At 37.0% G+C, this 25913-nt stretch carries 31 protein-coding genes and 1 pseudogene; 25 read left to right on the top strand and 7 right to left on the bottom strand.

The genetic code is table 11. The annotated features are described in order from the left end of the window. Positions 1–140: 140 nt before the first annotated feature. Complete coding sequence (locus JBW_RS15150; protein WP_007957933.1) at positions 141–395, bottom strand: hypothetical protein; 255 nt, start codon at positions 393–395, stop codon at positions 141–143. 42 nt (positions 396–437) lie between these two features. On the opposite strand from JBW_RS15150, the gene JBW_RS24125 reads away from it, so the two are divergent. After that, positions 438–698, top strand: coding sequence for a winged helix-turn-helix transcriptional regulator (locus JBW_RS24125; protein ID WP_235333793.1), 261 nt, complete (start codon positions 438–440; stop codon positions 696–698). Between the two features lie 494 nt (positions 699–1192). On the opposite strand, the gene JBW_RS15145 is transcribed toward JBW_RS24125, so the two are convergent. Then, positions 1193–1534 (bottom strand): winged helix-turn-helix transcriptional regulator, encoded by a 342-nt coding sequence (locus JBW_RS15145; RefSeq protein ID WP_007957931.1) that lies wholly within the window; start codon positions 1532–1534, stop codon positions 1193–1195. A gap of 119 nt (positions 1535–1653) precedes the next feature. Here JBW_RS15145 and JBW_RS15140 point away from each other — a divergent pair, with 119 nt between their 5' ends. The 6 genes and pseudogenes from JBW_RS15140 (at position 1654) to JBW_RS15115 (ending at position 5848) form a co-directional block, all read left to right on the top strand. Beyond that, positions 1654–2199, top strand: coding sequence for a flavodoxin family protein (locus JBW_RS15140; protein ID WP_007957929.1), 546 nt, complete (start codon positions 1654–1656; stop codon positions 2197–2199). Positions 2200–2385: 186 nt separating this feature from the next. Beyond that, positions 2386–3186 carry a nitroreductase family protein gene (locus JBW_RS15135; RefSeq protein ID WP_007957927.1) on the top strand — a complete coding sequence of 267 codons (801 nt, stop codon included), beginning with the start codon at positions 2386–2388 and terminating at the stop codon, positions 3184–3186. 3 nt (positions 3187–3189) lie between these two features. Next, a pseudogene (locus JBW_RS24120) lies at positions 3190–3443 on the top strand (helix-turn-helix domain-containing protein). A gap of 305 nt (positions 3444–3748) precedes the next feature. Beyond that, entirely contained in the window at positions 3749–4546 is a 798-nt protein-coding gene (locus JBW_RS15125) for a TrmB family transcriptional regulator (RefSeq protein ID WP_007957925.1), read from the top strand. Between the two features lie 58 nt (positions 4547–4604). Further along, positions 4605–5426, top strand: coding sequence for a pyrroline-5-carboxylate reductase family protein (locus JBW_RS15120; protein ID WP_007957924.1), 822 nt, complete (start codon positions 4605–4607; stop codon positions 5424–5426). 104 nt (positions 5427–5530) lie between these two features. Then, entirely contained in the window at positions 5531–5848 is a 318-nt protein-coding gene (locus JBW_RS15115; protein WP_007957923.1) for a pyrimidine/purine nucleoside phosphorylase, read from the top strand. 239 nt (positions 5849–6087) lie between these two features. Here the strand turns inward: JBW_RS15115 and JBW_RS15110 are convergent, their stop codons facing one another. The 3 genes from JBW_RS15110 to dmpI all read right to left on the bottom strand — a co-directional run bounded on the left by JBW_RS15110 (position 6088) and on the right by dmpI (position 7702). Next, on the bottom strand, positions 6088–6900 hold the full coding sequence (locus JBW_RS15110; protein WP_007957922.1) for a nitroreductase family protein: 813 nt from the start codon (positions 6898–6900) through the stop codon (positions 6088–6090). 156 nt (positions 6901–7056) lie between these two features. Further along, positions 7057–7407, bottom strand: coding sequence for a winged helix-turn-helix transcriptional regulator (locus JBW_RS15105; protein ID WP_007957921.1), 351 nt, complete (start codon positions 7405–7407; stop codon positions 7057–7059). 100 nt (positions 7408–7507) lie between these two features. Further along, on the bottom strand, positions 7508–7702 hold the full coding sequence (dmpI, locus tag JBW_RS15100; protein ID WP_007957918.1) for a 4-oxalocrotonate tautomerase DmpI: 195 nt from the start codon (positions 7700–7702) through the stop codon (positions 7508–7510). Positions 7703–8211: 509 nt separating this feature from the next. Here dmpI and JBW_RS15095 point away from each other — a divergent pair. The 11 genes from JBW_RS15095 to JBW_RS15045 all read left to right on the top strand — a co-directional run bounded on the left by JBW_RS15095 (position 8212) and on the right by JBW_RS15045 (position 17505). Continuing rightward, on the top strand, positions 8212–8523 hold the full coding sequence (locus tag JBW_RS15095; protein ID WP_007957916.1) for an AzlD domain-containing protein: 312 nt from the start codon (positions 8212–8214) through the stop codon (positions 8521–8523). A gap of 32 nt (positions 8524–8555) precedes the next feature. Continuing rightward, positions 8556–8966 carry an HDIG domain-containing metalloprotein gene (locus JBW_RS15090; protein ID WP_007957914.1) on the top strand — a complete coding sequence of 137 codons (411 nt, stop codon included), beginning with the start codon at positions 8556–8558 and terminating at the stop codon, positions 8964–8966. A 470-nt stretch (positions 8967–9436) separates the two neighbouring features. Then, positions 9437–9649, top strand: coding sequence for a DUF255 domain-containing protein (locus JBW_RS26055; RefSeq protein ID WP_007957907.1), 213 nt, complete (start codon positions 9437–9439; stop codon positions 9647–9649). 59 nt (positions 9650–9708) lie between these two features. After that, positions 9709–11595, top strand: a complete 1887-nt coding sequence (locus tag JBW_RS15080; RefSeq protein ID WP_007957906.1) for a thioredoxin domain-containing protein — start codon at positions 9709–9711, stop codon at positions 11593–11595. 106 nt (positions 11596–11701) lie between these two features. Next, positions 11702–12190, top strand: a complete 489-nt coding sequence (locus JBW_RS15075) for a ferritin (protein WP_007957904.1) — start codon at positions 11702–11704, stop codon at positions 12188–12190. Between the two features lie 214 nt (positions 12191–12404). Continuing rightward, on the top strand, positions 12405–13415 hold the full coding sequence (locus JBW_RS15070) for an ROK family protein (RefSeq protein ID WP_007957903.1): 1011 nt from the start codon (positions 12405–12407) through the stop codon (positions 13413–13415). 71 nt (positions 13416–13486) lie between these two features. Beyond that, positions 13487–14710 (top strand): MFS transporter, encoded by a 1224-nt coding sequence (locus JBW_RS15065; RefSeq protein ID WP_007957901.1) that lies wholly within the window; start codon positions 13487–13489, stop codon positions 14708–14710. 139 nt (positions 14711–14849) lie between these two features. Beyond that, positions 14850–15737 carry a PHP domain-containing protein gene (locus JBW_RS15060; protein ID WP_007957899.1) on the top strand — a complete coding sequence of 296 codons (888 nt, stop codon included), beginning with the start codon at positions 14850–14852 and terminating at the stop codon, positions 15735–15737. A gap of 142 nt (positions 15738–15879) precedes the next feature. Next, positions 15880–16068 (top strand): small, acid-soluble spore protein, alpha/beta type, encoded by a 189-nt coding sequence (locus JBW_RS15055; protein ID WP_235333792.1) that lies wholly within the window; start codon positions 15880–15882, stop codon positions 16066–16068. Positions 16069–16207: 139 nt separating this feature from the next. Continuing rightward, positions 16208–16636, top strand: coding sequence for a MarR family winged helix-turn-helix transcriptional regulator (locus JBW_RS15050; protein WP_007957896.1), 429 nt, complete (start codon positions 16208–16210; stop codon positions 16634–16636). Positions 16637–16698: 62 nt separating this feature from the next. Beyond that, complete coding sequence (locus JBW_RS15045; RefSeq protein WP_007957894.1) at positions 16699–17505, top strand: alpha/beta fold hydrolase; 807 nt, start codon at positions 16699–16701, stop codon at positions 17503–17505. A 235-nt stretch (positions 17506–17740) separates the two neighbouring features. Here JBW_RS15045 and JBW_RS15040 read toward each other — a convergent pair whose 3' ends face one another. Next, positions 17741–18625 (bottom strand): LysR family transcriptional regulator, encoded by an 885-nt coding sequence (locus tag JBW_RS15040; RefSeq protein ID WP_007957892.1) that lies wholly within the window; start codon positions 18623–18625, stop codon positions 17741–17743. A gap of 196 nt (positions 18626–18821) precedes the next feature. On the opposite strand from JBW_RS15040, the gene JBW_RS15035 reads away from it, so the two are divergent. Beyond that, a complete protein-coding gene (locus JBW_RS15035; protein ID WP_007957890.1) occupies positions 18822–19781 on the top strand; it encodes an NmrA family NAD(P)-binding protein in 960 nt (319 codons plus the stop codon). A 273-nt stretch (positions 19782–20054) separates the two neighbouring features. Then, a complete protein-coding gene (locus JBW_RS25770) occupies positions 20055–20603 on the top strand; it encodes a hypothetical protein (RefSeq protein WP_007957888.1) in 549 nt (182 codons plus the stop codon). A gap of 8 nt (positions 20604–20611) precedes the next feature. On the opposite strand, the gene JBW_RS15025 is transcribed toward JBW_RS25770, so the two are convergent. After that, on the bottom strand, positions 20612–21571 hold the full coding sequence (locus JBW_RS15025) for a P1 family peptidase (protein ID WP_007957886.1): 960 nt from the start codon (positions 21569–21571) through the stop codon (positions 20612–20614). A 334-nt stretch (positions 21572–21905) separates the two neighbouring features. Between JBW_RS15025 and JBW_RS15020 the strand changes: the two genes are divergently transcribed. The 5 genes from JBW_RS15020 (at position 21906) to JBW_RS23825 (ending at position 25831) form a co-directional block, all read left to right on the top strand. Further along, the gene (locus tag JBW_RS15020; RefSeq protein ID WP_007957882.1) at positions 21906–22730 is read left to right on the top strand and encodes a helix-turn-helix domain-containing protein; all 825 of its coding nucleotides are present in this window, start codon (positions 21906–21908) and stop codon (positions 22728–22730) included. Positions 22731–22860: 130 nt separating this feature from the next. After that, positions 22861–23262: a VOC family protein gene (locus tag JBW_RS15015; RefSeq protein WP_007957880.1), complete on the top strand. Its 402-nt coding sequence runs from the start codon at positions 22861–22863 to the stop codon at positions 23260–23262. 180 nt (positions 23263–23442) lie between these two features. After that, positions 23443–23907: an ArsR/SmtB family transcription factor gene (locus tag JBW_RS15010; protein WP_007957876.1), complete on the top strand. Its 465-nt coding sequence runs from the start codon at positions 23443–23445 to the stop codon at positions 23905–23907. Then, positions 23904–24173, top strand: a complete 270-nt coding sequence (locus JBW_RS15005; protein ID WP_007957875.1) for a hypothetical protein — start codon at positions 23904–23906, stop codon at positions 24171–24173. Before JBW_RS15010 ends, JBW_RS15005 begins: the two co-directional genes overlap by 4 nt. A gap of 26 nt (positions 24174–24199) precedes the next feature. Next, the gene (locus JBW_RS23825; protein ID WP_052697337.1) at positions 24200–25831 is read left to right on the top strand and encodes a hypothetical protein; all 1632 of its coding nucleotides are present in this window, start codon (positions 24200–24202) and stop codon (positions 25829–25831) included. Positions 25832–25913 lie beyond the last annotated feature (82 nt).

Genomic DNA, 25913 nt, shown 5'->3' with positions numbered 1-25913 from the left:
CCAAGTTGAAGTTTTGTTGTATAAGTGGCATATTTTCAGCTGCATGCACAATTGTAACCATATTGAATCCCTTGCGATTATTTCCGTTCTTAGCAGATAAAACCGCTTTTTATTTTATATTTAATGTTTTTTCGAGGAGTTTATCCAATTAGATTTTCCCCATCCTTAAATGCTCTTAAAGTTAACTCCTCAGATATTGCAAAATTAGAATCACTAGTTCCACAGCAATGAATGCTATCCTTTAAATCCCAACCATAAAGTGCAAAAACATTATTAACAAAGTTAATGCCCTCTGCACCTATTTTAGGATCTGGGTTTGCTTGAGCAAATATCGTTATTACCTTTTTATCTGGATGTCTCGGTACAAAATTATCTCCAATCATATCTCCAATCATTGGGAATGTGCGATCTAACCAAACTTTTGCTTGACCTGTAAATTGGTAATAATAGATTCACAAAATGGAGTTATTCGATTTAATGACCTACAGAAGAAAGTTGACGGCATCTCCAGTCTGATGCTCTCAAAAAATTTAAAAGAGCTCGTAGAAGATTGCCTTGTTATTCGTCATCAATACAATGAAATTCCACCAAGAGTAGAATATAAATTATCAGAATTTGGTCAAAAACTCACCGTTGTTTTGGAATCTCTTGATAAATGGGGATGTGAAGTTTATAAATATAAAAAATCATCTTTCTAACTTGCCCAAAAACCTGCCATTGCATACAAATGGCAGGTTTTTTCGATTGTTTTTGCATCATATCATTTTCGATAAAAATTTGATTGGGTGTTTTCCCGGTTAATTACTCTTGAACAGCTTTAACTTTAAAATCGGTATGATAGGAAATAGTACGGTCAGATACTCTAGCCACATTCGAATTTCTCAGTAATATATTTTGCTCATTATCTATCCTCCGAACGTTGTATTACTCTTGATTATAAACGCAAAAATACCCCTTGTATTGGACTTTTTCTTAAATGTCCAATACAAGGGGTTCAGTTCAAAACATGGTTTTGTAAGGGCTTTGTAATGCTCTCCTGCTACATCTTCGTAATTGTATAAATTATAGATGTGCTATAAATATATTGAAATTAACCAGCATTTGTGTATGCTGGATTTTTATTTAAAAGGGAAATATGGTCAAGAGATCCTTATCATGCTAGTGAGAAAACACAACGTAAAGCTAAAATGCTTTATAGACGATTTTTACCACCCCAAGTACACATCATATCTAAGATAGGTATGAGTGATTTTCCACGTTCTGATAAACTATATTCGACTTTTGGTGGGATTTGAGGGTATTCTTCGCGTATTATTAGTTGATCATCTTCCATTTCTTTAAGTGTTTTACTTAAAGTTTTGAAGGAAATTGTGCCAATAGAACGTTGGAGTTCATTGAACCTCATAACTGGCTTATATTCAGCAAGCCAATACATGATAATCATTTTATATTTACCGTTTATAAGTGATAACGTATATCCAAAACCAGTATTGTTTATATTTACACCAGTTAGACTGCAATTTTCAATTGACACTTTTACACTTCCCTTTAGGTTAGTACATAACCTCAATGTACGTACTTTACTAATATCATATTATAAATTATACTTTGGGTAGTGTCAACGATATAATTAAGAAAGGAAGAATGAGAACTATGAAGAAGAAGATTCTAGTATTAACTGGTAGTCCAAGAATTGGGGGAAATAGCGATTTATTGGCCGATGCGTTTATAAAAGGAGCGAACAAAGCAGGACACGAAGTAGTTAAATGTGAAGTTGGTAGAAAAAAAATTATGGGGTGTATGGCCTGTGATACTTGTTACAGTAAAGGGAAGCCTTGTTCATTTGATGACGATTTTAATAGCATTGCTCCTCTTATAGAAAAGGCAGATGCAATCATTTTTATAACACCACTTTATTGGTTTTCATTTCCGACTCAGCTTAAGGCAGTCATAGACAAAACTTATTCATTTATAATTGGAGAGAAGAAGCTAAATATAAAGGAAAGTATGCTTCTGGTTTGCGGAGAAGAGGATGATGAATCTGTATTTAGCGGTATTATTAGCACATATAAACAGATTGCCTATTATCAAAAATGGTCAGATAGAGGTTATTTGGTTGTTCCAGGTGTTAACAGTAAAGGAGATATATTATCTACTAGAGCTCTTGTCCTTGCAGAAGAGATGGGCAATAATATTTAGTAGTTAAAGGAGGTAGTTATGACAGAGAAAGAAAAGGCACAAAAAGATTATTTGTATGATGTGTAAAAAAGATATCTGGAGTAAATCGCAGCGGGAAATTACTGAATTTACTGAATAAAAAGGCATTAAGACTTTTTATTTTAGCATATGAGTGCTAAAAAACTATTCTAAAAGGAATTGATTAAAATGAAACTTATAACTGTAAATGAAGAAAAATGTATTAAATGCGAACTTTGTATTAAAGAATGTCCAGTATATGTTCTAAAAATGGGAGAAAAGGGACCAGAAGAAATAGCAAACACCACTTGTATTGCCTGCGGACATTGTGTTGCTATATGCCCTAATGCCGCTATAGATAATAAAAAAACACCTTTAATACAACAAGTTGATACAAAAGATTTTCCTAAGTTAAATGCACAGCAGGCAGAGCATTTTTTAAGGTCGCGCCGTTCCATAAGAAATTATAAAGACGAGTCAGTATCTAGAGAGAAATTAACAAAATTAATTGATATTGCAAGGCTAGCTCCTACTGCAGAAAATAGTCAAGGTATATCCTTTGTGGTAGTTGAAAATAAACAATTAATTGAAAAAGCTACTGAAATTTCTATTCAGATGATGGAAAATTCCCCATTAAGGTATCTAGTAGAAGAAGATATTAGAAGTTACAGGGAAGATGGAGTTGATTCAATTTTCCGCGGTGCTCCTAACTTAATCATAACTATTGCAGATAAAGATCTTCGAAGTGCCAGAGATAACTCTGTTTCATATTTGACTTATCTAGAATTATATGCTCCTTCACTAGGACTTGGATCCTGTTGGGCTGGAATTTTTGAGTTTTGTGCATTTATTGAGAATTCACCGATGCTTAAATTATTCAATATTCCAGAAGGAAAAAAGATAACAGCTGCGGTTATGGTTGGATATCCTAAGTATAGTTATAAGCGATTAGTAGATAGAAATCCATTAGATGTTACATTTTTAAGTTAATGCATGTTTCGTTATCGACAGATTGCTAAAAAAATTGCTTACTACCGTATGAAACGAGGACTGTCTCAGGATGAACTAGCTGATAAGATTGCAATTAGCAAAAGTTATCTTAGTAAAATTGAAGCACCTAATTCTACTAAGGCGTACTCACTGATGTTCTTTTTGCTATTGCTGACGGTTTAGAGGTTGATGTAATTCAATTTTTTATGCCAGCTAAAGAACAGACTACAGAGCCTTATAGGGCTTGGTTTTACTAGCTTTTCCAAACTTGTAAACAGTGTTTTAAGTGACTTTGGTGCCATGTCCATAAAAGAAACATTTTTGTTTAAGATTAGCGTGGACCATATTCGTTTATTAGCAGGAAGGCATTATCGAAAAGCGGTTGAAGGATTTATTTTCTCGACCGCTTTTCCATATGGATTTTTTTGATAGCTATAATTTGAAAAAAACTTTTATACACCGTACCCGAGTAGTTATTGTCAGAATACAATTTAAGAATTAAGATAGGAACTAACGAGGAGCATGAAATAGATTAATAAAAATGATAGAAGGGGGTGATGGAGTGAACGATATAATGTTGAAGTTAGAGCAACTTGGTTTTTCGTCTTATGAAGCAAAAGCTTATTATGCCTTAATCCGAAAATATCCTTCTAATGGCTATGAAATTAGTAAGATAGGAAAAATTCCATCTGCAAAAATTTATGAGACATTAAACCGACTTAAGATTAAAGGTGCTATTATTGAGAGTGCTACAGAAACGGGAAAGTATTACCCGGTTCCGTCAGAAACTCTTTTAGCTAAATTGAAGCAAGAATTTACTTCCATGATACAAGATCTAGAAAAACAGCTGAAACAAACAGAACCTTTACCTGATATTGATATAACACTTAATTTTTCTGGATATGAAACCTTTGTCGAGAAAGCTATAAGTATCATTAATAATACGAACATATCCCTTTTGCTATCCATTTGGCCAGATGAGGATGTTCTATTACATGATGCTATAGCAAAAGCAAAAAAAAGAGGCGTTACAGTTATTGCAGGGGTATTTGGAAATTCAACAATGGAAAGTAGCTATTATATTAATTTGGATAGCTGTGGAATATCATCACAAGCGAGACTGGGGAAGAGGCTTACTATAGTAATTGGAGATTCCAAAGAAGTGGTGATTTGCGAGATTGGCGAAAATGGAGAAACGGATGGTGTTTGGACAACAACACCAAGTATTATTCTAGTAGCTAAGGAATATATTAAACATGATATTTGGGGAAATATTCTGATTGATACCATCGGTAAAGAAAAGTTCAATGCTATGTGTGATAGCAATGAGATGCTATCCTACCTTATTGAGAATAGTTAGGAGGCTATCAAAAAAGTGAAGATGATCCATTCATAAGAAGTAAATGGAGGAATGGAAATTGAGTAATCACGATTTGGATATTTTCAATACAATTAAGATTGGAATTATTGGATGTGGGCATTTGGGACAAGCTATTCTGGAATCTTTGATTAACCATGGATTTCATAAAGAGAATCTTTTTATTTCGTATAGAGGTAATCCATCCACATATGAAAAAATAAAAAAGATGGGTCTTACTATATGTATTTCAGAAAATGAGAGGATTTTTAATGAAGCAGATGTCATTTTTATTACCACAAAACCCCAGGATGTTATAAGTCTAAAAGAGATACCTATCTCCCAAAATAAACTTATCGTTTCATGTTTAGCCGGATTATCTGTTGAGATATTAAAAAATATATTTAAATCCGATATTTGCAGAATGATGCTAAGTGGGCCAGATACTATAGTTGCAGAAAAAGGAGTTGCAACTATATACCCTTATAATGAATTGGTAGGTTGTATTTTAAGCAAAATGAGCCTTCGTATTTTTGAGATGTCAAATGAGAGGGATATGGATATTTTTACAGCTGGCGTATGTTTACCCGCAGCATTATTGCAAGAAGATAATGAAGTAATAATAAAAGAAGCAATAAATGAAATAGAAAAAGAATGGGCTACGTTTTTAGATCTTTATGAGTGGGCAAAAATGATTCTACCATCGTTTACTACAGAAGATGAAAAAGTCGAATATATTGCAAGAATGATAACAAAAGGAGGTGTTACTGAAGCAATCATAGATAGCTTAAAGTCTGGTGAATTATTTGTAACTGCATTGAGAAAAGGGATCACTCGTAGTAAGGATATTTCACTACAAATTAGCAATTCTATTCTCAATTAACTGAAATCGTGAGCTGAATCACGAGTGATTTGGAATCGATCTTTCATGATGTGAAGAGATATGAATCATTATTAAATAATAAGAATTTGAAAGAAGGGTTTAAAATGAATCAATTCGAGAATGTTTCTATAATAAAAAAGGCTAATGTATATTTTGAAGGTCAAGTGACAAGTCGTACCGTTTTACTTACAGGCGGGGAAAGAAAGACATTGGGAATTATGATGCCGGGGAAATATGAATTTGAAACAGTAGATAAGGAACATATGGAACTTTTGGCTGGAAAATTAGAAGTATTGCTTCCTAATTGTGAAGAATGGATTACAATTGATGCAGGGCGAACTTTTGAAATTCCAGCACATTCAAAATTCAAAATTGTAGCACAAGAATTATCGGATTATTGCTGCTCATATATAAAAGAGTAAAGGTAAGTGGTATCGCATTATATGGCAATAGCATTGTTGTTTAATCAGTAATAGAAGCTATACAGTAAATTATGGGTTTGATTCTAGGAATATAAAGCACGCATAATACAAAACTTCCTAAGTTAGATGTTATTTTTTGTCCTTATTTTTGCATAAACATTGGCCTAAAAAGTCGCTACTAACCTTGTTAAACGTTAGTAGCGACTTTGCTTTTCCAGCCATTTATAAGAATTAGTCGGTTAACGCCAAGTTACTGTCAACGGAGACCGATCTACCAGTCGTTTATAGCTGTATTTAGGATAACCAACCATAATCCCGCCGGTGACCATTAACTCTTCCGGAATATCCAATACTTTAAGCAACGGCTGATAGCCAGACCTGGCGCACGCCTCGACAAGGCCTGCCCAGCACGTTCCTAATGCAAGACTTGGTGCAAACAATTCGGCATATGCAAGAGAAAAATGAGTGTTATCACGCCCACGCGTAAAACTTTTCTCGGTAAGTGCCAGGATAAAGCACGGTGCATTCCGCAAAATAACATCTCGCCCGGTTTTATGATAGTATTCCACCAAATCGGTAAAATAAGCTGCCAATGGTTCTCCTTGGGTGATTGCTTCATCCATCCAGGCTACCGTGGCTTGGGTAATAGTCTGTAGCGTATCTTTATTATCTATAACCAAATACTGCACACCTTGGGTATTATTTCCAGTAGGGGCTAACCTGGCAATATCTAGCATCTTTAGAATTTTGCTTTTGGGAACTGCCTCTTCTTTATACACCCGTATAGATCGTCTGGCCCGAAGAAAACTTTCCGCCGTCTCAGCGTTCAAAACCGGAGTCTTATCTAACAAAACTTGACCTTTAAGTGGCGCGTGTGCATGATCCAATGCCGCTTGGGGACAGATAGCGACACAGTGACCGCAGGTGATACAGGCAAGCCCGGCATCGGCCGGAATCCCTTCCTTAGTAATTTCGATATAATTCTTCGGGCAAACCTCGGCACAAATTCCGCAGCCAATACATTTTTCTCGATCCACAGTAAGCAAACTCATTCTAATTCTTCCTTTCCATTTCAAACTAATAGTATTACAAAAATAAATTTTCCCCTTGTCCTATATAGCGCACTTCATTTTACAATCTTTCGTTTAATAAAGCGCTGGTTCTACTTGATAATGTTGTTCAGGCCATATCATTTAACTATTCATCTCTTAACCGTCGTGTGTTTCTGTAAAGTTGAAGACTTCTTTTGACCAGACCCATGACCACTTTCCCAATGGACGCAACAATTCCAGGAGCTCTTTTCCCCGTTGGGTCAATTGGTAACCATCATTAGTACGCTCTATAATGTCGACTTCTCTAAGCTCCTTGATACGCTTGTTTAATATTGTAGGAGAGATCGACTCGCACCGTGCCTGAAGTTCTCTGAAGGTAGAAGAGCCTTTCTGTAAATTCCAGATGATACCCATTGCCCAGCTTCTGCCCAAAAGATCAAAAAGAGCCATGATTGGAACTCCCGATTTGGAACCTCTAACCGGTTTGCCTGCACATGGAACTGACATATTAACTCCTCCTTGATAACTATCTCGAAATATAAATTATAAATTTTGTGAAACGCCCCTCGTTCGTGATAGAAGAGCGAGGGGCTTAGGTATCTTTATCTTACTTGTTGGATAGTTTTTCAATCAATGTCTGCCCGCCGATACCAATACTATCAGGCTCATACTCCTCAATAAAAACAGTAAAAGCGTTTGCTGGAGCATTGGTAACCTCAACTGCTGCAGAAGTTAATTTTTCAATCAACTCCTTTTTCTTTTCTGCCTGAGTTTTTTTCATTTTTATCGTAATTACTGGCATAACTGCACCTCCTTCACATATGTATATTTCAGCATGCATGCTACTAACATTGTAGCATGCTACCTTTTTTGTAGCAACACTTTTTTGAATTTTATTAAGTGGGCACTCACGAAAAGGCTTAAAGCATGCTAACAAAAAGTGTTATGCCAGATTATTCCTATTGCCCATGTTGCTTCAGGTGCCTAGGGGTTCTGGGTGATTCTGCTTCCCGTCTAAACCTTCAAGCATAGTTATACACCAAACCTTAGTCAAAATGCTGACTAAGGTTTATTCGTTTTAACGCATTGATCATCTGAACGTGTCATGTCATGGAAGTAGTTTTAGTAGTGACTCAAAGCCATATAAGTCAAAGCCTGTAGTATTGTTTCATTGTTGGCTGTGGTTATAAACTCTTTGATTTATTGGGCATCTATGCTTTGGGGATTTTCAAACGGCTGGGGGATAATTATTGCAACTATAGCTAGTGCTGCCGTGGGTGCAAGCTTTTATTCAGAAGGGAAGGAGCAAGTATGAATTTAACTTATTTGGTTTTGGCGATGGCTGTCGTTACTTTTATACCAAGTATGTTACCGTTGGTTTTATTGCAAAATGCCTGCTTGCCAAGATATATAAAGAGTTTTATGGGATTTATCCCATATGCGGCATTGGGGGCGCTTGTTTTTCCAGGAGCACTTAATTCAACTGGCGCTGGAAATTTGGAATCTGCGATTGTGGGATGTATCGTGTCAATCCTGCTGGCCTGGTGGGAAATGAATCTTATATTCGTGGTAGTTGGAGGCATAGCAGGAGTTTTTATTGTAAATATACTTTTTAAATTATAAAAAACAGTAATTATTTTGGAGGCGTATGAAAAATGGACACAACTAGACAAAAAGCTTGGAGTATATTAACTGATCATGTGAAAGATAAAGGTCTTCTAAATCATTGTCAGGCTGTGGAAGCAGCTATGGGTGCATATGCTGAAAAATTCGAAGAAAATGCAGAATATTGGAGTGCTGTTGGCTTGTTGCATGATGTAGATTTTGAAAAATATCCTGATGAACATCCCAGTAATGCAGGAAACTTGTTAAGACCACATGGCTATACAGATCAGTTAATTGTGGATATTGAATCTCATGCAAGAGATTGGGTCATGGAGAGAAGTCTTTTGCAAAAAACTTTATTTTCGGCATGTGCTTTAGTTCGCCCAGATAAAAATATTGCTAACGTAGAAGTTAAATCTGTAATGAAGAAATTGAAAGAAATCCTTTGCCAGAGCCGTTAATCGTGAAACAATAGTGGAAGGGGCAAGTCTGTTAGGTGTTGATTTAAAAGAGCATATCCAATTTGTGATTGAGGCTTTAGCAAAAAAATAGGATAATTATGCCTTCAGGTGGTACCCTTCAAATAGGATTGGCAACTGATAAAAGTTGCTGCCATTGAAGAGAATTGGAAGAAGCTCTAAGGTAGATGACTCATCGTTTAAAAGAATCTTGTTTTTACAATGGCATGTAATAGAATAAGAAATGACATGTTATGAACAGAAGAAATGAAACAAATAAATACTTATGCATCGGGTTATCATTCTCATTCACATATGAGATACTCATATTAAAAATTTTATAAATCCAGAGGGATATTTGTAAGTTTGCATAAGAGTTTGTATATATACAAGACATTTTTATGTGGTTTTATTGCGTATATCTTCATAATAATGGACAATCTAACCATATAAATTATCGGGAGGCGTCTTTCATGGAAAATAAAACCTACTACGACCCCAAAACAAAAAACCACGATATCAACAGCCAAAACACCAATAAACCTAACCGCCTAATTCACGAGAAATCCCCATATTTACTACAACATGCCAATAATCCAGTAGAATGGTATCCATGGGGATCAGAAGCGTTTCAGAAAGCACAGCGTGAGAATCGGCCTGTATTTTTGTCCGTAGGCTATTCTTAGCTGTGCTTAAAATAAATGATAGGATGTTACTTTAATTTACATGCCATTGGTGTCATGTCATGGAAAGAGAGTGTTTTGAAGATCAGGAAGTGGCGGATTTACTGAATCAGCATTTTATTGCCATTAAGGTTGATCGGGAAGAAAGACCGGATGTGGATGGAATCTATATGTCTGTATGCCAGGCTCTCACAGGGCAAGGTGGCTGGCCGTTGACGATTATTATGGCTCCTGATAAAAAGCCCTTTTTTGCTGGAACTTATTTTCCTAAACATAGAAAGATGGGTAGGATGGGGCTATTAGAGCTTTTAACAACACTACATCAGCATTGGGAAAAGAATCGGAGTGAAATCCTAAAGGCTGGTAATGAAATTGTCAATATCCTGCAGCGACCAAAGCCGCCAAGTGGAGAAGGTCAAATCGGAGAGGATTTGTTAAAGCAAGCATACTTGGAATTAGAAAATAGCTATGATCCCCAGTATGGCGGTTTTGGCTCTGCGCCTAAATTCCCTACGCCTCATAAGATAACTTTTTTACTAAGGTATTGGCAGCATTTTAAAGAACCAAAGGCACTTGCCATGGTAGAGAAAACTCTTATGTCTATGTGGCAAGGAGGGATTTATGATCACTTAGGGTATGGCTTTGCTAGATATTCTACCGATCAGAAGTGGCTAGTGCCTCACTTTGAAAAGATGTTATATGATAATGCTTTATTGTGTACTAGTTATCTGGAAGCCTATCAGTGTACTGGTAATCAGGAATTTGCTAGAATCGCTGAAGACATTTTAACCTATGTGATGCGAGATATGATGGACAAAAATGGTGGATTTTATTCGGCGGAAGATGCGGATTCCGAAGGGGTGGAAGGCAAATTCTATGTTTTTACCAGAAAGCAGGTAGTAGAGATCCTTGGAGAAGAAGAAGGAGCGCTTTTTGCTGACTTTTATCATATATCTTCTCATGGTAATTTTGAACATGGGACCAGTATTTTACATCTTATTGGACGCAATCTAGAAGAGTATGCTAGAGTTGTCAATAAAACGGTAGAGAATTTGTCTGAGGTGCTAAAAAAAGGGCGAGAAAAACTGTATCAGGTGCGAGAAGCACGCATACATCCCTATAAAGATGATAAGATCCTTACAGCTTGGAATGGGTTGATGATTGCTGCATTTGCTAAAGCAGCACGGGTGCTGAAACAAAGTAAGTATGCTAAAGTGGCGGAACAAGGGATAGCGTTTATTTATGAAAAACTCATGGGGTCAAACGGGCGTCTGTTAGCACGCTATCGAGAAGGAGAAGCAGCCCATCTGGCATATCTTGATGATTATGCATTCTTACTTATGGCTCTTATTGAAGTATATGAGACAACCTGCAATGATTACTACTTGCAGCAGGCTGCTATATTAGCGAAGGATATGGGAGAATTATTTGGGGATCGTACTGAGGGCGGATTTTATTTTTATGGCAATGATGGTGAAGAGTTGATTGCGCGTCCTAAAGAGATCTATGATGGTGCAATTCCTTCTGGTAACTCTGTTGCGGCCTTCGCATTGCAAAAATTAGCTGATATGACAGAGGATAGGAGTTTCAGCGATACAGCAGAGCGATTGTTAGGACATTTTGCTGGAGAAGTCAGCCGATATGCAGCGGGTTATACTTACTTTATGATGGCTGTAGATTACTACTTAGCTGATAACACCAAGATTGTAATTGTTGGAGATAAAGAGGCTGCTGATACGAAGTCTATGTTCGATGTAATTAATAATTGTTTCTTGCCTTCTGCAGCAATGCGATTTTATGATAGACACTCCCGGGAAAATGTGGAATACAAAGAAATAGATCATAAGGCTACTGCTTATATCTGTAAGAATTTTGCCTGTCAGCCACCAATTACTAATGTTGAAAAATTGCGCAATCTACTCATGAAAGATGATAATAAGATTAACTAATAATGATTATCAATAAATAAAAAAAGTTATTGATAAGAGTTGAGAAATATGTTAAAATTAACCTCATAAAAGATGTAACTGTTTTGAAATGAAAGGGGAATATACGATGATTAGTACAAAACTTCAAAATGCATTTAATAATCAAATTCAAGCTGAAATGAACTCGGCACATATTTACTTGGCAATGTCTGTAGAAAGTGAGGCTAAAAATCTTAGTGGTTTTGCTACCTGGCTTAGAGCTCAATATCAAGAAGAAAACAGCCATGCTTTCAAATTAATGGATTATTTATTAGAGCGGGGCGGCAGTGTTAAGCTGCAAGCTATTGAAGCTCCAGCTGCTGAATATGGAACGCCAGTAGAATTATTCGAAAAAGTATTGGCTCATGAAATACATATTAGCAATTTAATTAACAAATTGTATGAAGTGGCCTTAGAAGAAAAAGATTATGCTGCACAAATCTTCTTGCAATGGTTTATTGCTGAACAAGTAGAAGAAGAAGCAAGTGCTTCTGCTGTTTTAGAAAGATTGAAATTTGTTGGTGATAAAGGCGGTTCCCTTCTTTATATTGATAAAGAGCTTGGCAAACGCGCGTAAATAGAATGAAAGAATCCATCCCGCAATATGGGATGGATTCTTTTTTATTTTGATCAATGATAAATATTTCTTTCGTAGTGGTTAGTAATACAGGTTACTTCAAAACTTTGGATATTTATTGTGATATAAGTATTGACAAAAAATAGAAATAGATGATATCTTAATAAAGATAATACTTTTTATAAGTATTATAAAAAGTATTGAGGGGTGTAGTATGATTCCAATAATCAACAATACGATGAGAGTTAAACAGGTCAATGTTGAGCTTGTCAAAACTGCTTTGAAGGCTTTGACATTTGGAACGAAATTAACAATAGCAAATGCGACCGGGTTAAGTGTAGCAACTTGTGGCAACATTCTAAATGAACTACTAGAACGTGGAGAGGTTATAGAAGCTGATTTAGAGCAGCCCAATGGTGGAAGACCAGCACGCCGCTTTATGTATAATGCCAATTACTCTTATATTGCTTGTATTTATGTGAGTAATGAAGGCGGAATCTATAAAGTAATTCATGCAATTACAAATTTAACAGGTGAGATTATTGAGGAAAATTTGGTGGAAGTAGAAGTTATTAACTATGAAGTCATCGATAATTTGATTGAAAAACTGATTTGCAATTACGAGAATATCAAGGCTATTGGCATTGGTGTACCAGGGATTATACATAGAGGTGTAATTGGTCCCGGTGATATTAAAGAACTGGTAGATATTCCATTAGCCAGCCGGTTAAAGGCTAAATATAATCTGGAAATTACAGTTGAGAATGATATGAATCTCATCTCATATGGCTTCTATAAAAGGCAGAATTATGATGAAGATAAAACGATTGCGGTTGTAATTTTCCCCCAGGATAATTGTTCTGGGGCAGGTATAATTGTCGATGGACATATTATTAGGGGCAATACGAACTTTGCAGGTGAAGTGTCCTATCTGCCTTTTGATCATTCACGTGAAGAGCAAATCATGCAGATTAATCATGTGGATATTGTTTTTCCTTTAATAGTGAAAACAATTGCATCTATCATCGCAGTGATTAATCCTGAAACAATTGTAGTGACAGGAGGATTAATCAGGGCTGATATGATGGACGATATTTCTAATGCTTGCGAAGCATTGATACCTCATGAACATATGCCACAGATTATTATACAAGAGAATATGCAGAGTGATTATATTCATGGCTTGGTTTCCATTACTTTAGAAAGTCTGACTTGTGATATTTAGAAAAAAGAATGTAAGGAATTTTAACGTGATGAAGCTTAGGTATTTTAATTCATATGATAGGTGGTAATTAAATGGATAAAATGAATGAGAGCTTTATAGTTCAGCGTGCCCTGACTAAAAATGAGTCCAAAGGGCAGTCAGGTGACTGCTCATTTTCTAAGTATCCTGTACCAGGTCCGTTGCAGCAGATTTCCACACGGGTAGCATTTTTTATTGCTGGATTCGGGATCGCAGCATGGGCACCTCTTATTCCCTATGCTAAGGAGCGTCTTGGTATTGATGAGGGTGTTCTGGGACTTCTTTTGCTGTGTTTAGGAGCAGGATCTATTATTACTATGCCCATTGCTGGTGCACTTGCTGCGCGTTTTGGTTGTCGGTTAATGATTGGGGCTGCTACTGTACTTATATGTGCTTCTTTACCATTTCTTGCGATAGCCGCAAGCGTTCCAGCACTCGTGATTGTACTGCTGATCTTCGGTGCTGCTATTGGTGCTGTCGATGTGGTAGTCAATATCCAGGCTGTGATTGTCGAGAAAGCCAGTGGTAAAGCAATGATGTCTGGATTTCATGGGCTGTGGAGTGTTGGTGGTTTTGTTGGAGCAGGTGGTGTTAGTGGTCTTCTTTGGATGGGTGTATCACCACTAGTAGCGGTATTATGTGTCATAGTGGTGATTGTAGGACTCTTATTAACGTTCGGAAGGCACTTGCTGCCATATGGAACGGAAGAGAAGGATGGACCGCTGTTTGTTCTTCCTAAAGGAATTGTCCTTTTCATAGGATTTTTATGCTTCATTGTTTTTCTTGCAGAAGGATCAATGTTGGATTGGAGTGCCGTATTTTTGACTTCTCTGAGAGGGGTTGATTTTTCTCAAGCGGGACTTGGTTACTCCTTGTTTTCAGTCACGATGATGATAGGCAGGTTAAGTGGTGATCGTATTGTTCAAAAATTTGGAGGAAAACAGATACTTATATTCGGGGGAATCTGCGCAGCTTCAGGAATTGCCATTGCTATATTCATTCCAACTTGGATCGCCTCTCTTATTGGTTTTGGGCTAGTCGGGTTAGGGGCCTCCAATATTGTGCCAGTATTGTATTCCGTACTAGGCCGACAGAAAGTTATGCCGGCAAACTTGGCAGTATCAGCTGTTACTACTCTTGGTTATTCAGGTATTCTGGTGGGGCCGGCACTCATTGGTGCTATTGCTCATATAACGAGTCTTTCCTTCGCTTTTTTGATTGTCGCCGCAATGCTGCTAATTGTGGCAGCCAGTTCGCGTGTTGTCGCTAAATCATAACGCGGCTGTAACATTTTGTAAATTCACTCTGTTCAGGTAGGAAAAGAGTATCAAAATATGATTATAACCTTTTATCTAAAACCAGTGGGTTATCTTGAGTCTAACGGTAAGATATATTTGGAAAAAGGAGTGGGTTTTGATGAATAAAATTGATTTGCATATTCATTCCAATCATAGTGCCGATGGTGAATTGGAAGTCCAAGAAATTTTGGACATTAGTAAAAGACAGGGGTTGAACACGATTGCCATAACGGATCATAATAGTGTGAAAGGCATAGAAGCTGCAATTCATTATGGGAATCAGTTGAATATAGACGTAATTCCCGGTATTGAAATTGATTGCTCGTATCATTCCGTTAATCTTCATTTATTAGGCTATTTTATTGACTGGAAGAGAAAAGAATTTATCGATCTGGAAGAAAACTTATATAATCAGGAGATGGCGGCCTTTCCTAAAATGATTCGTAAATTAAGAGCTGCTGGAATTGTTGCTGATGAAGATGAAATATTGAAGGAAGCTGCTGGTAAAGTACCGTGTGGCGAATTGATTGGCGAAGTCCTGCTTCACAAAGAAAATGCTAAGAAAAACCCTATGTTGAGACCATATTTAGAAGGTGGCGAAAGGAGTGATATGCCCTATCTAAATTTTTATCGGGATTTTTTCGCTCAAGGCAAAATTGCGCATGTTCCGTTGCAGTATTTGCAGCTGAAAGAGGCAATAGAGCTAGTGAAAAATAGTAATGGTATTCCTATTATTGCGCATCCTGGTGATAACTTAAAAGACAAGATGGATATGCTTGATGACATCATTCAAGAAGGGGTTATGGGTATAGAGGTTTTTAGCAATTACCACACTCCCGGTCAGATCGAATTTTTTTATAAAAAAGCAACAGAAGAAAGCCTTTTCATTACCTGCGGAAGTGATTTTCATGGTAAAAACAAGCCTGGAATTACTATTGGTGCTTGTAATTGCCAGTTTGAGATAGAGCCTCTGAGAAGGCCGAAAGACAAGTTAGAGAATAGATAATAACAGCAGCAGTAGCATAACACCTCATTAGTGTGAAGTAACTGAATAACCTTTTTTAAAATGAATAGCTTTCAATATATCGGCAAATAATATATATAGGCTTCCAAAAATCATTACTGGAGGTGGCGTAATGGGAAAAGTTATGTCAGAAGAATCGAAATATAAATTAGCTCATGATCTTGGTTTTGGGGAAAAAGTTGAAGACCACGATTGGAGCGATGTTACTACCGGTGAAGTCGGATCTATGGTACGTGAGGCTATAAAACGCGGTGAGCAAGTGATGGCGGAAGAAGCTAAGGCTAATGGAGAAATACATCAAAACGCTAAATAATTTAAAAAGATAATCCGAAGCTCTACAAGGACTTCGGATTATCTTTTTTGCGCTATTGGTGCCATAACAGTAAAAATAGGATGGAAGTTATTTGATTACTATACTTGACAATCGTTAGATATCTAATTAAAATAAAATTATGAAACACAAAAACGTAATTGCTCTTGCGAGCCGAATCACAGAAAAAGCGCACAGGCTTATTATCCGAGAACTTGAAGCTCATGGGATTGATGGTATCGTTCCTTCTCATGGGGATATTTTGGTGAATCTCCTCAATGGTGAGAAGTATACTATGAAGGATTTAGCCGAAAAAATACATAGAACAAAACCAACAGTGACTGTATTAATTGATAAGCTTGTAGATTTTGGTTATGTAACCAAAATAAAAAGTAATGAGGATAGTCGAGTTACATTTGTTGAATTAACAGAGAAGGGATTAGGATTGAAACCTAGTTTTATGGAGATTTCCGAAAAGATGAATGCTATTGTGTATAAAGATTTATCAGACAAAGAAGCTGAATTTATTGAAGCAGTATTAGGAAAAATAAATCGAAATCTAGATGAATAATCTTTAAATGAGTATTTATTAGCCATATAGTTAGATGTCTAATAATAAAGGAGAGAAAAAGAATGAAATGTAGTGTGAAAGATGTAGCAGTAAATTATGAAGTATATGGTGATGGTAAACCAGTAATTATGTTGCATGGTTACTCTCCAGATCACAGATTAATGACGGGATGTATGGAACCTGTTTTTGAAAAAAGGGTTGGGTACAAAAGGATATACATCGACTTGCCAGGTATGGGAAAAACAAAGGGTAAAGACTGGGTGAACAGTTCGGATGTTGTTCTGGATATTCTTTTGGATTTTATAGACATGACCATTCCTGGTGAAAATTTTTTACTTGCAGGTGAATCCTATGGTGGATATTTATCCAGAGGAATCGTTTATAAGCTGGCTCATCGGATTGATGGACTGTTTTTATTATGTCCGAAGATTTTGGATGGGAAGGAAAACAGAGATGTTCCGTCACATGTTGTTTTAAAAAGAGATGACGATTTGCTGGCAAAGCTGGACCCACTGGATGCCAAAGCATTTGATGCGATGCATGTTGTGCAAAATGTGGACATTTGGCGGAGATATCGGGATGAAATTTTATCTGGTATAAACTTGGCGGATTTTGGCTTTCTACGAAAGCTTAAGGCAAAGTTTTCTTTTGAAGATACACTGAACGAGACCTTTACCAAACCTACCCTATTTCTCTTAGGGCGGCAAGATGCCAGTGTTGGCTATAAAGATACATGGAGCATATTGGATAACTATCCAAGGGCAACTTTTGCTGTATTAGATAAAGCAGGACATAATTTGCAGTTGGAACAAGTAGAAGTATTTAACTGTTTAGTTGATGAATGGATAACGAGGGTTGAAGAAGAGTAATTTAAGAAAAGAGTTATTCAGATACATCTCGTTGGAGCGATGTAACGACAGGGAAGTTGGCTCCATGGTTAGAGAAGCGATTAAACGTGGCAAACAGGCGATAACGGAAGAAACTAAGGCTAATGGAGAAATGCATTAAAACGCTAAAAATTTTTAAAAAAGATAATCCGAAGTCTATCAGGACTTCGGATTATCTTTTTATGTGGGATTGAAATCTAGTTTTTGGAGATTTCCTTTATGATGTTTTGTAAATTTGCTTCGTAATTTCAACGAAACCTTTTATTTCATTCCTTTCATTGTTCTTATGCCATGCAATTCCATAAGAAATTAAATTTCTTACATCCAGGGGAATGATGGATAGTTGAGAATCTTCTGGACATACAAAGTTTGGCATCACCGCTATGCCCAGTCTTCCTTTAATCATGGTATAAGCGATGAGGGCACTGTCACCAAAATAAACAGTGGCATTAGGGCATTTTATCTGGATATCCTTTTGTACACGTGCCATTTCAGAGGGACATTTTAAAGGATCTAGTAGAATAAGGGACTGATCCTGTAATTCAGCCATTTTAATAATAGTTTTGCAAGATAATGGATGGTCTTTAGGTACCACACAGACAAATCTTCCAATAAAAAGTTCTGCGTAACCAACCTCTGATAAATCTTCAATACTTTCTTTGACAGTAAAAATCAAATCGAAATTATAATTTGTAAATAGATTTCTTTTTTCTTTATAATCAGCTATTTTTAAATAAAAATGTACGTGAGGATATCTTTCCCTGCAGGTATCTAATATATTTGGAAGGTATTTTACCTCGATATTTCCGTCATAACAAACTGATAAATTAGATTCAAATGCCTTAGAGTAGTTTTTTGCTTTTGCTATTGCTATGTTTGTTCTTGTTAGAATATCTTTTATATCATTATAGAAGGAAATCCCTGCTGGGGTAAGTTCTACTTTTCTCTTTGTTCTAATAAATAATTTTAATTTAAGTTCATCTTCCAGAGTATTAATCTGATGGGTAACAGTAGGTTGAGTGATATATAAAGATTCTGCAGTTCTGGAAAAATTAAGAGTTTCAGCTAGATGAACAAAACATCCGAGTTGTTTAATATGCATGTTGACTGTCCTCCTGTACTTATAGAAATTGTTTATTAATAATAACATATTTCAATTTCCGTTCCAAACAGAAAAGCGTTAAGATTAGTAATAAATAAAGGGAGAGTTATTATACTATAATGGTTTAAGCTCAATTAGTAACTTATTGCATTATTTGTTTAATATCTTTAATAAAAAATAGGCAGGAGGGAAAAATATGCGCTATATTGTTACAGGAGCAGATGGGCAATTAGGTGGAAGAGTAGCAGCTAACATACTGAATGAGGTATCAGGAGAACAATTAATCTTTACATGTCCCCTTTTAAATCGGTTATCAAAAGAGAAGGCAGAGGCTTGGGAAAAACAAGGTGTTGCATTGAGAGAAGCAAACTATGATAACAAGGAGCAAATGACAGAAGCCTTTAAAGGCGGAGATCGTATTTATATTGTATCTGGTGTAATTATTGGACCAGAACGTGTACAGCAACATAAAAATGTAATTGATGCTGCTATTGCAGCTGGGGTAAGCCATATTACATACACATCATTCTTAGGTGCTAATCGTGAAGGGTACACTCAATATGTATTGCCAGATCATACAGAAACAGAAAAATATTTACGAGAGACTGGCGTAGATTATAATATTATGAGAAATAACCTTTATATGGAAAACTACTTAACGAATTCTGTTATGCTAGCTAACATAAGCGACAACAAGTGGATAACTACAGCAAGTGATGGAAAAGCAACATTTATTGCAAAAGATGATAGTGCTCGTGTTGCTGCTGCATTATTATTAGGTAAAGGAGAGCATAATAAGGACTATGATGTAACGGGTGGAGAATTGATCAGCCAGCGTGAAATCTGTAAGATGATTAATGAAGCATCAGGTATTGATTATGAATATGTGATAGTTAATAATGATGAATTTTATAAATATTTGGATTTAATATATATTCCTCGTGATTCACATGGAGATTATTCAAAATCACCTGTTCCATGGTGCAGTAATGACATGGTAACTAACGAATCAAGTATTAGAGATGGTTTAATGGCAATTATAACAGATACAGTTGAAAAATTGACAGGTAGAAGACCATTGCGTGCTTGTGACCTAGTAGATAAATACAGCTATGTATGGAAAGAAAAAGTAAGTAGCTATTGGGGATTAAGATAAATCACAACACGCGTGAAGCAAAAGCTTATGGTGCACATCAAAATTTTGAATAGGTAAAGAAGATAACCCAAAGTCCTTATAAGACTTTGGGTTATCTTTGAGTAACAAATCCTCCTAGTTACCGTGAACTGCCAATTTTATTTGGTTTACCGCCTAGGCGAGCTATATCTTGCTGAATGTAAATGTTTGTTAGAATTATGCTCATTTATAGGTGTATATCTACTCTTATCAGGTAAAACTACATGAGTAAATATAACTACAGGAGGTCTTGCTGTGAATAATCAGATATTAATGTGGTCTATGCTATTTCTGCCATGGCTTACTTTGTTTTTTATGAAGAAAGAAGAGATAAAGCGTTTTATGCCTGTCGCTCTATTTTCTGCACTTACTAGTGTATTCGCTGTAGAGATGGGGGAAAGTCTAGGGTGGTTTATTTATGGAGAAACAACTTATCCTTTAAGGACACCTTCTTATCATATCTTCGGATTAAATTGCGTCACTACTATCTGGCTTTTTCACTTTGTTTATGGTAACTTTCGGAAATACATAATAATAGATGTAGTGCTAAACTTTGGATTTATATATTTTTTTCATGTCTATTTCCTTGGCAGTAGAGGAATTTTTCATGAGGTAGGTATAACTCCTTTTATAAATGTATTAATTACTACTACCGTTGGTGCTTTAGTATATGCTTATCAAATGTGGCAAGAAGGTATTTTCGTTCGTTATGAAAGAACTGAGAGAACAAAGAATTTGCAAATCTTACAGTCAGAAGTAGCCAAACCACTAGACCATGAAAGACAAGAGGATAATGAGCAATGATTGAGGTCCTACTTGGTGTATGCTCTTGATTCTTGCGCCGCCAATGCCCCCCGGATTATGGCCTCCTCCAACACTACCGCGGCGGCTGTGCCCAACAGTGTGACGAGTTCGTCGCTCGTCAGGTTGCTGGTGTATGAACCCAGGGCGAGGCAGAAGATGGTGTCACCGTCCCACTGCGTATGATCGGGTGAAATGGCCCGGGCCATTCCGTCTTCGGCGAGTTCTGCCACCCGGTTGGCCTCTGCCTTAGTCAACCGCGCGGTGGTAGCCACTAGCGCGATTGTAGTGTTCCTGGTTTGGCTTGACTTCGGTGCCGGTATACCGGCCAGCATCGCCCGGGTCTGATTGACAAAGGTTCCATCGGGATTTAGCGCCCCGACGACGATACGATCTCCACACCATACATCTCCGACGGGATTGACCACCGCTAGGGCTGCTACCACAGGGCCGCCGGGAATGCAAAGAGAGGCGGTGCCCAGTCCTGATTTCATCGGCCTCCCGTAGATTTTCCCCGCCGTCGCTCCCGCCCCGGCGCCCACATTTCCTTCCGGCACAGGACCCGCATTTGCCGCCTGGCAGGCGGCGTAGGCGAGGGCTGCATCAGGCGGGGGTGAGCCTTCGGCAAAGGAAAGGTCGTAGATGACCGCCGCAGGAACAATAGGTACATCGTCGATCCCTTGTTCTACAAGCCAGTGCATCACCCCGCCTGACGCCGGTAGCCCGAACACACTGCCGCCGGTGAGGAGAACGCCATATACAGGATTTTCTGCGGTGCCAGGACGGATGACATCGGTATTCTGGGTGCTGGGGTCACCTCCACTTACGGATACGCCGGGAACTGCCCCAGCCGGACAGAGAATGACCGTGCATCCAGTACGGCCACTCTTGTCTTCAGCGTTTCCTACTAGAATGCCGGGAACAGCAGTAAGTCCCGCTCCTTTCCTTTTTCGGTATTTTCCCATGTTCATTTTATTTCACCCTTATCGATAAAGAATTGATATAATAAGGCTAATCCCTAATCAATTGGTATTCACTATCATAATATGTAAAACAAGATAAAAAGGCGTCTTTGTTTTGTAAATAAAAATCCCCACCCTTTAGCATAATTCTCTCCTCCATAGAGAGAATTTCTGCCGAAGCGGGGAATTTTCATATGCCGTTAATGACATTGTTCCATATTTGCAAAATTGGAACAGAAAAATCATTCTAATGTTGCTCTAATTACGCCTTTGAAGGATTTTCCTTTCTTAAAATGTAATTATATTTAAATTACAGATATAAAAAATATAGTGGAGTTGTTTTATGAAAAAAAGTATATTTATTGACTTTAAACCTATGCTCCTCGCTATGTTTACTAAGGATAGAAGGTTATATTCTGAGTACCAGCCTTGCAAGGAGCTTCGCCAGATTATAAATTGTTATTGGGTGTCCCCGACGCTGTATAGCCTTGAGCAACGTATAGATAGTGTAAAACAAGAAATAATTGTTCCCGATGGTTGCCTAGATATTATTTTTGAAGTAGACAAACAAACTAATGACTATAATTGTTTCATTGTTGGTATGATGTCCAAGCCAATTATTACTTCACCGGACTTTTCCAAAAAACAAATTTATGCCATTCGATTTAATCCTGGAGGAGCATATTCTTTTTTTAGGAATGATTTGGATGATTTCACAGATTTAAAGGTTGACTTCAAAAATGTATCCAAGAATCTCGAAAAGGGATTGGCTGCGATTTTTCTTTCTAAGAACAGCCTTTACGAAAAAATTAAGTATTTAGATGCATTTTTTCTTAGGAGCTTTGTTGAGTGGGGACAAAATACAGTTATTATGAATTCTTTAGCAAATATTTTTAGCGCTAAAGGAAATATGGAAATAAAAAAAATGGCTCAAGGCCAGTATGTAAGTGAGCGGCAGTTGAATCGGCTGTTCAAGCAGTGGATTGGCTTATCCCCAAAGGAGTTTACTAGAATTATTAGATTTCAAAATGCCTTGCGAAATATAATTTTAGCTGATAATGTAAATTGGAGTTCTCTGGCAGTGGAGAGTGGATATCACGATCAAGCTCATTTTATTAGCGAATTTAAAGCTTTTACTGGTATTACACCGACTCAAGTAGCTAAATAATGGTTTATGTCCGATTTTTACAATACAGCTACTAAGAAATATTATAAAATGCGATTAAATAAGTTTAGGAATCGGCTTAAGGCTGATGAAGTTTTATGCCTACAAAACGGTTATTAATAGGTGGAAAGGAATGATTCGATTGAAACAATTAACTCCCAATTTGATGGTTGATAATGTGAACGAAACAGTGAACTTCTATCAGGAGATTTTAGGATTTGAGCTAGTTATGTCAGTTCCCCAAGAAGGCGTATTTAATTGGGCTATGGTACAACACGGCGATGTTAGTTTTATGTTTCAGGAAAGGGAAAATATAATTGGGGAATATCCAGTGTTAAAAGATGTACCGATGGGTGGCGGGCTCACTTTCTATATAAAAGTCAGAGATGTCAAAGGCTTGTATAACAAAGTACAGAAGCGGGTAAACATTGTGCTTGATTTACACAGGACATTTTATGGCGCTGAAGAGTTTGCCATTCAAGATATCAATGGTTTTTTATTAACCTTTGCAGATGCTGCCAGTACTGAAGAATGAGGAGAGAGTGTCAATATGACTATAAAGTTCTGTTCATCTGTATTATTAGTACATAATATAAAAGATTCACGTGAATTTTATGTGGCCCGAAGTTCTTTGTGGCTTCGGGTTAGTAGTATGTTTATAGGTTAAAAAAATAATATTGACAATAAGCTTTCACCTGTAATATATTTATTACAGGTGAAAGCTTATTTCGGATTGCGCCTGCATGATTTATTTTTAAAAAAAGTAGAGGATTCTTTAGATGGGGAACTGGAGGGGAAGAAAATAAAAAAAAAATTACAGTCAATATCACCTTCTAGAGAGGATTTAATTAAAATGTTAGAGGCACTGGCAAATCCGCATCGCTTGCAAATCATAGCATTGTTGTGCGACAGGCGTATTCATGTGAGTCAACTTGCTCGTGAGGTTAGGATAAGTAGACCATTGCTATATTTGCATTTGAAGCGTTTGGAGCAGGCTGGCTTGGTAACAAGTAAACTAGAATTATCGGCGGATGGAAAAGCAATGAACTATTATGAAGTAACACCATTTGTACTTTGCTTAAGCCCGGAGAGTATTGCGGAAGCGATGAAAGCAATCAATGTAAAAGAATTCGGCGAGGTTACTATTGATGTTGTTGAGGAAGAGGGGGAGAACGAATGAAAAGCTTTGATATTTATGGATTTACTTTCTTAGTTGCCGGAATGATACTGATGTTAATGTTGGCGTGGCAATGGTTTAAGATGCGTCAAATTCGAATTACGAGTACGGCTGAAATAGCAAGAGACGAGGCGTATCGCAAGTTGACGGAGGAAGCAATCTTAACACAACAGAAAATAAATGAAAATCAACAAAAAATGCTTGAAGAACTTTTCGAACTGCGGATACGTATCACTAGTATAGAAAAAATGCTGCGGGAAGTTGAGTGAACAACAAAATGGAATATGGGAGGGAAATGATTAAGTCTATATCTGTAATCATAAAGAACACCAACCGAAAGTATTTAATCACTGTGATAGCGGTCATGATATCAATTGTTTTAATTGTTTCAGGAAGTTTTGTCTATAAAAATTTAACATTGATTCCAGAAATGTTTGAATTAAATAGTGAGCTTCGTGCCGAAGGGTATTATATGGGGGAATTTGAATTTAAGATGGTCGGAATCGTCTACTATATTGACAAAGGTCAATATATAACAGCATTTAGCCGGCTCAATCAATTTCATAAGCAATTAAAAAACAGAGAGGGCCTAATTAAGGTTCCAAAGTTTGCCGATAAAAAAGAGGAATTAGAATTTTATTTAGGATTGCAAAACCCCAGGACAGGTGCATTTATGGACGATTCGTATCCTCTTTGTACATATGTTGGTTCTACGCTTAATATGGTGAACCACCTTGAACTTTTGACAAAGGATTTAGGTCAGCCACTTCATCTAAGATATCAGCTAAGCTTCTTAGATCAAATGAATACAGGAGAAAAATTAAAGACTTACTTAGATGATCTGTCCACAGCAGGCTGGATTGCATCCAAATTACCTAAGACTCCATATATATTGGCTTTTGAAATAGTCTATTTTTCCGACTTGGAACGTGTTAATTTATACGATTTCTCTCCTGAGTGGAAACATGCACTTTTACAATGGTTTTATGAAAAACAGGACAGCAAAACTGGATTTTGGGGTCCCAGATTAAGGAGTTCTGGACAACTATTAGATTCAGGAGATTTAGTAGCTACTTCTCATATTGTGAGACTGTTTGTAGATGATCAAGGCAACAACCGCCATTCCGAGTTTCCTCTGCGATATAAAGAGGCGATGTTTGCTAATACATTGCAGAAGCTTTCCATGCCTATGCCTAAAAATTTAGCTGAACAGCACGACTGGTCATTAGCTACCTTCCGTGCATTAAGAATTCTAACGAATTTTTTATGGAGCGATGCTTCGACTGAAAATAAAGATAGTGCTAGGAAAATCATGGAAAATATTATGCGGAATAAATTTGAGAAGTTCTATATTCCGGATCAGGGTGCTTTCAGTTATTATTCCGGAGCATTGGAGGCCGATTTAGATGGTACGGGAGAAATTTTAGATATGCTGCGAAATATCGGGGTACTATCAAGAGCGCGACAAGAGCGGCTATGGGGTAAGAATGATCAGACCATTACAGATTTGGGAGTATATAACGTTTCGGAAATAAAAGAAGATGACTTTGAATTATTGAAAAACTTTTCTGACATCAACTCCATACGTTTATACCGGATAGATCCCGTTCATGACAGTTATACATCCAATGTTGTTAGCGTTATCTACCCCAAAGAGACGTCAGTCTTGGATAGTATGGAGTTATTACCGAAAATGAGTAGGTGGCTGAACGAAACACCGCAAAACATGGGAAACTGGATATCTAAAGAATGGCTTATACAAGAATTGGCGGCTATACAAAATCAACCAGTTCCAGTTTCCAAAGGAGGCATTCCTCTGGAACTTGCGAATACGGTGTTACAGAATAACCGGGAACTAATCGTAGTCGGTTTTGATATATTACAAGTACCTAAATACAAAATGACAATTCGCATTAAATATAAATAGGTTATATCTATCCTACAGGAATTCGCACTTTTATTTTAAATTTTGCATCCTGCATTGGGAAAAACGATGTTCGCCTAGTTAC

This window comes from Pelosinus fermentans JBW45 (assembly GCF_000271665.2).
In the GTDB taxonomy this organism is placed as follows: Bacteria; Bacillota; Negativicutes; order DSM-13327; family DSM-13327; genus Pelosinus; species Pelosinus baikalensis.
The sequence above is the reverse complement of the archived record's forward strand: the minus strand, read 5'-3'. Positions and strand labels throughout refer to the sequence as shown.